This is a genomic window from Spirillospora sp. NPDC049652 (genome assembly GCF_040675125.1).
Classification (GTDB): Bacteria; Actinomycetota; Actinomycetes; order Streptosporangiales; family Streptosporangiaceae; genus Spirillospora.
The window spans coordinates 1-3,986 of record NZ_JBFAOF010000685.1 but is presented as its reverse complement, the minus strand read 5'-3'; the positions used below and the strand labels follow the sequence as shown (position 1 = coordinate 3,986).

Here is a 3,986-nt window from a genome sequence, read left to right as displayed (position 1 = left end):
CGGCGAGATCGACTCGCCGGGCGGACCATCGCGTCAGGACGGCTCCGCGTCAGGACGGCTCCGCGTCAGGACGGCTCCGCGTCAGGACGGCTCCGCGTCAACGGCCCCGGGTCGGGCGGGCCGGATCAGACGTTCGGCGGGACCGAGCCGTCCGACCGCTCCCACGGGATGCCCGGCACGGACTGCGTCGACATGCTGCGCAGGTCCGGGTTCAGCCCGCGGTGGACGGCGCGCGCGACGCGTTCGATCGTGGCGACGCCGTAGGCCATGGACGGGGTGTCGCGGGTGAGCACGACGATCGTGTAGGACTGGCCGCGTCCGGAGAACGCGCCGATGCTGTGCACGCGCCAGTACTTGTTGTGGCGCGGCAGCCAGCCGTTCTTGACGTGCCAGGTGATCCCGGACGGCGTGCCCGCCGGGGTGCCCCAGCGCTGCGACGAGACGACCTGGTGCATCAGGGTGAGCCCGTAGTTGCGGGCCTTGTCGGTGAGCAGCGTGTTGGGCTCGTTGAACTTGCGCAGCAGGACGATCTCGTCGCGGGCGGTGATCTGGGTGAGACCCCAGTAGCCGCCGGCCCCGAGCTTGGTGTGGGTCATCCCCGCCTGCTGCAGGAACCGCTGCATGCGGGTGCGGCCCACATGGTTCCAGAGCTTGGTCGTGGCGGCGTTGTCCGACTTGGTGATCATGCTCTTGGCGAGCGACAGCTCCGAGGACGTCATGGCGCGCCGCTCGTCCAGCACCTTGCGCAGCAGCGCGCCGAGCACCGTCACCTTGACGGTGCTCGCGGAGTCGTAGTGGCTGCCGGACGCGACGCCGCACCACAGCTTGCGCTTGAGGTCGTAGACGGCGACGGACTCGGTTCCGGAGCGTCCGCGCAGGGCGGCGGTGATGGCCGTGCCGACCCGCTTGGCGGTCCCCGGCGCGGCGGTGGAGGTGCAGACGGCGGCGGCGGCCGAGACGTCGGCGGCGCGGGTCGTCGGGACGCCTCGGGCGGGAGCGGCCTGGGCGGCTCCGGCGGTGGAGGTGAGCGCGGTCGCGAGGAGCGCGGTGGTGAGCAGGCGTGGGAGGCGTCGTGTCACAGCCGACACGCTAAAGACCTTTTGTCACGGCCTGCCGCCTGAAACCGGTAACGGTTTGATATCGGGGGAAATGGCCGGTTCAGTCCGGGTTGCCGGCGAGCCCGGCCAGGACGCGGTCGATCTCGGCCCTGACCTGGCGGTCCATCGCGGCGGCGAAGCCGGCCTCGACGGTGACCTCCGCGCCCGGACGCAGCCGGGCGAGGGTCTCGGCGAGCCCGTCCGGGTCCCGCCCGGCCAGCTCGCCCACCACGTACTGCGAGGTCAGCCGGACGAACATGGCGGCCAGCTCGTCCAGCCGGCGGCGCAGCTCGACCCCGGCGGCGAGCACCTCCTCGACCGGCACGCCCGCCCGGACGAACGCGGCCGTCGCCTCCAGGTGGCGGCGGCTCCAGTGCGTGATCCGGTCGCCGTCCACCTCCAGCAGCCCGGCCGCGGCGACCTCGTCCAGCCGCTCGCGGGTGACCTGGCCGGGGAACAGCGCGGACAGCTCCTCGAAGCTCATCGTCACCGGCTCCTCGCGCGACCACGGGTCGGTGACGGCCCGCTCGACCCCGAGGACGCTGTGGATGTCGCGGCCCTGCTCCCACGCCGACAGCAGCTCGCGGATGCCCTCCAGGGTGTGGCCGCGGTCCAGCAGGCCGCCGATCATGCGCAGCCGGGCGAGGTGCTCCTCGGAGTACAGGCCGATCCGGCCGGTGCGGCGCGGCGGCGGCAGCAGCTTGCGCTCCTGGTAGTAGCGGAGCGTCCGGACCGGCAGGCCGACCGCCTCCGCCAGCTCGCCGATGCGGTACTCACGACCGTTCCCGGTGGAAGCGCCATCGGCCCCGGCGGCGTCACCGGTCAGCGAGGCTTCACCGGGCAGCGAGGCGTCACCGGTCACGACGTGGGCGTTCCTTCGGCCGGGCGCGGGGACGTCCTCGGCCTTCAGATCCCGTTCAGCGCGCACCGGGCCAGCATAGTTCGCCCGCCCGGCGCGTGATCACGCGGCGTTGCGGAGGGTGCGCGCCGCGCGCGGTGCGCGCCGGGTCCGCCGGGCGGCGGCCGGTTGGTCCTCGTCGGCGGCCGGCGCGGCCTCGTCGGTGGCCATCAGTTCGGCGAGGGTGCGTGGCGCGACCGCGCGCTCCGGGCGGTCGGCGAAGGATGAGCGGCGCATTGCGCCTCCACTCGGAGATCGGCTGTTTCCTGTTTCTGCTTTTGATTCGACTGTGAGGGCCGCGCGTTCTCATCGCCATCGGTGAAAACACCCATTCGGTAGTGCGTCCGACCCGCATGTCCGATGGGTAAGTCCCCTGTGACCCGTGGCCATCGGCCGCGCCTGGGAGGGCGGCGCGCCGTCGCCGCCTTCCACGCCGCGCTGCCCGGCTACGAGCCGACGCCGCTGGTCGAGCTGCCCGGCCTGGCCGCCGGACTCCGCGCCGCCCTGCCCCGCCTGCCCGGGCAGGGCACGGTCGTCCTGCTCAGCACCGAGGGCCGGGCCGCCAACCCGTCCGTCTGAGGACGCCGCCGGAGGTCCGGCTCGTCAGTCGCGGGGCGCGGCGAGCGGACGAAGGGTGGTGAGCACGGCGTCCCGGTCGGGGGCGGCGGCGAAGAAGGCCGTGTCGGCGGCCTCGACCGCGGCGATCGCCGCCTCGGCCAGCTCGCGCCCCCGGTCGGTGACGCGCAGCCGCTTGGCGCGCGTGTCGGCCGGGTCGGTCTCGCGGACGAGCAGTCCCTTGTCCTCCAGCCGCCGGACGACCTGCGAGGTCATCTTCACGTCGGTGTCGGCGTGCTGGGCGAGGGTGAGCTGGTTCGGCCGGACGCCCTCGCGGTCCAGCCACCACAGGCTCGCGAGCAGCACGAACTGGACGTGGGTCAGCGAGAACGGGGCCAGCGCCGCGGTGATCCGCCGCTGCCAGCGCAGCGTGGCGCGCCACAGCAGGAAGCCGGGGCTGTCGTCGGGTTCCATGTCGCCTCCGCGCAGATGGTCTGCGCACATCCTATGCCGTCCGCGGGGTAGGGTGGCGGGCGTCGATCGCCCGTCCGCTGGAGCCGTGTTGTCCGAACCCGTGATCATCCACACCGACGGCGGCTGCAGCCCCAACCCGGGCGCGGGCGGCTGGGGCGCGGTGCTGCGCTACGGCCCGCACGTCAAGGAACTGCACGGCGGCGAGCCGGACACCACCAACAACCGCATGGAGCTGACGGCCGCGATCGAGGCCCTCGAACACCTCCGGCGGCCGTCCCGCGTGCTGCTGCACACCGACAGCCAGTACGTCCGGCAGGGCATCACGCAGTGGATGAACTCCTGGAAGCGCAACGGCTGGCAGACCGCCGGGCGCAAGCCGGTCAAGAACGCCGACCTGTGGCGGCGGCTCGACGAGGCCGTGCGGCGCCACCAGGTCGAGTGGTTCTGGGTGAAGGGCCACGCGGGCGACCCGGGCAACGAACGCGCCGACGAACTCGCGACGCTCGGCCGCGTCTCCCTGGGACGCGACACCATTTCCGCCCGCTGACCCGCCGGACACCGGGGCGACCCGGCGCGGGGTCGTGAACGCTACCCGTCCGGATGGAGGCGGAAGACGGCTGTGCGGGTCAGGTCGCGTTCCTCGACGTTGCCGGTGCTCGGGACGTCGTACTCGGCTTCGGCCGTGAGGCCGCGCGGCAGGTAGGCCCGTCGCGGGTCGCCGACCAGCACCGTCGCGCCGCGCCCGGCGCACGCCCGGAGGGCGGCGAGCATGGGCGGGGCCATGTCGGGGTCATAGCAGACGTCCCCGGCCAGCACGACGTCCGCCGCGGCCGGCGGGCTCGCCGTCACATCGGACCGGACGGCTTCGAGCGCGACATCGTTCAGCGCCGCGTTCTCCGCGATGGCCGACAGGGACAGCGGGTCCACGTCGTACGCACGCCACGTAGCGCCGCAGCCGCCCG

The 3,986-nt window shown here is 73.5% G+C and carries 7 protein-coding genes; 2 read left to right on the top strand and 5 right to left on the bottom strand.

Features of this window, described 5'->3' with window-relative positions; all coding sequences use genetic code 11:
- Positions 1–125 precede the first annotated feature (125 nt).
- The 3 genes from AB0J52_RS30625 to AB0J52_RS30615 all read right to left on the bottom strand — a co-directional run bounded on the left by AB0J52_RS30625 (position 126) and on the right by AB0J52_RS30615 (position 2,232).
- Positions 126–1,079, bottom strand: coding sequence for a serine hydrolase (locus AB0J52_RS30625; RefSeq protein WP_500186151.1), 954 nt, complete (start codon positions 1,077–1,079; stop codon positions 126–128).
- Between the two features lie 79 nt (positions 1,080–1,158).
- Positions 1,159–2,025: a MerR family transcriptional regulator gene (locus AB0J52_RS30620; RefSeq protein WP_500186150.1), complete on the bottom strand. Its 867-nt coding sequence runs from the start codon at positions 2,023–2,025 to the stop codon at positions 1,159–1,161.
- A gap of 33 nt (positions 2,026–2,058) precedes the next feature.
- Positions 2,059–2,232 carry a hypothetical protein gene (locus tag AB0J52_RS30615; RefSeq protein WP_500186149.1) on the bottom strand — a complete coding sequence of 58 codons (174 nt, stop codon included), beginning with the start codon at positions 2,230–2,232 and terminating at the stop codon, positions 2,059–2,061.
- A 138-nt stretch (positions 2,233–2,370) separates the two neighbouring features.
- On the opposite strand from AB0J52_RS30615, the gene AB0J52_RS30610 reads away from it, so the two are divergent.
- The gene (locus tag AB0J52_RS30610) at positions 2,371–2,574 is read left to right on the top strand and encodes a hypothetical protein (protein ID WP_500186148.1); all 204 of its coding nucleotides are present in this window, start codon (positions 2,371–2,373) and stop codon (positions 2,572–2,574) included.
- A gap of 24 nt (positions 2,575–2,598) precedes the next feature.
- Here AB0J52_RS30610 and AB0J52_RS30605 read toward each other — a convergent pair whose 3' ends face one another.
- Positions 2,599–3,024: a MarR family winged helix-turn-helix transcriptional regulator gene (locus AB0J52_RS30605; RefSeq protein WP_500186147.1), complete on the bottom strand. Its 426-nt coding sequence runs from the start codon at positions 3,022–3,024 to the stop codon at positions 2,599–2,601.
- 88 nt (positions 3,025–3,112) lie between these two features.
- Here AB0J52_RS30605 and rnhA point away from each other — a divergent pair, with 88 nt between their 5' ends.
- Positions 3,113–3,571, top strand: a complete 459-nt coding sequence (gene rnhA / locus AB0J52_RS30600; RefSeq protein ID WP_500186146.1) for a ribonuclease HI — start codon at positions 3,113–3,115, stop codon at positions 3,569–3,571.
- 41 nt (positions 3,572–3,612) lie between these two features.
- Here rnhA and AB0J52_RS30595 read toward each other — a convergent pair.
- A partial coding sequence (locus tag AB0J52_RS30595; RefSeq protein ID WP_500186144.1) for a class I SAM-dependent methyltransferase occupies positions 3,613–3,986 on the bottom strand: 374 nt, incomplete at its 5' end.

Coding starts and splice junctions, on each gene's coding strand:
- AB0J52_RS30615 (WP_500186149.1), bottom strand. CDS start 2,232: ATGCGCCGCTCATCCTTCGCCGACCGCCCGGAGCGCGCGGTCGCGCCA.
- AB0J52_RS30605 (WP_500186147.1), bottom strand. CDS start 3,024: ATGGAACCCGACGACAGCCCCGGCTTCCTGCTGTGGCGCGCCACGCTG.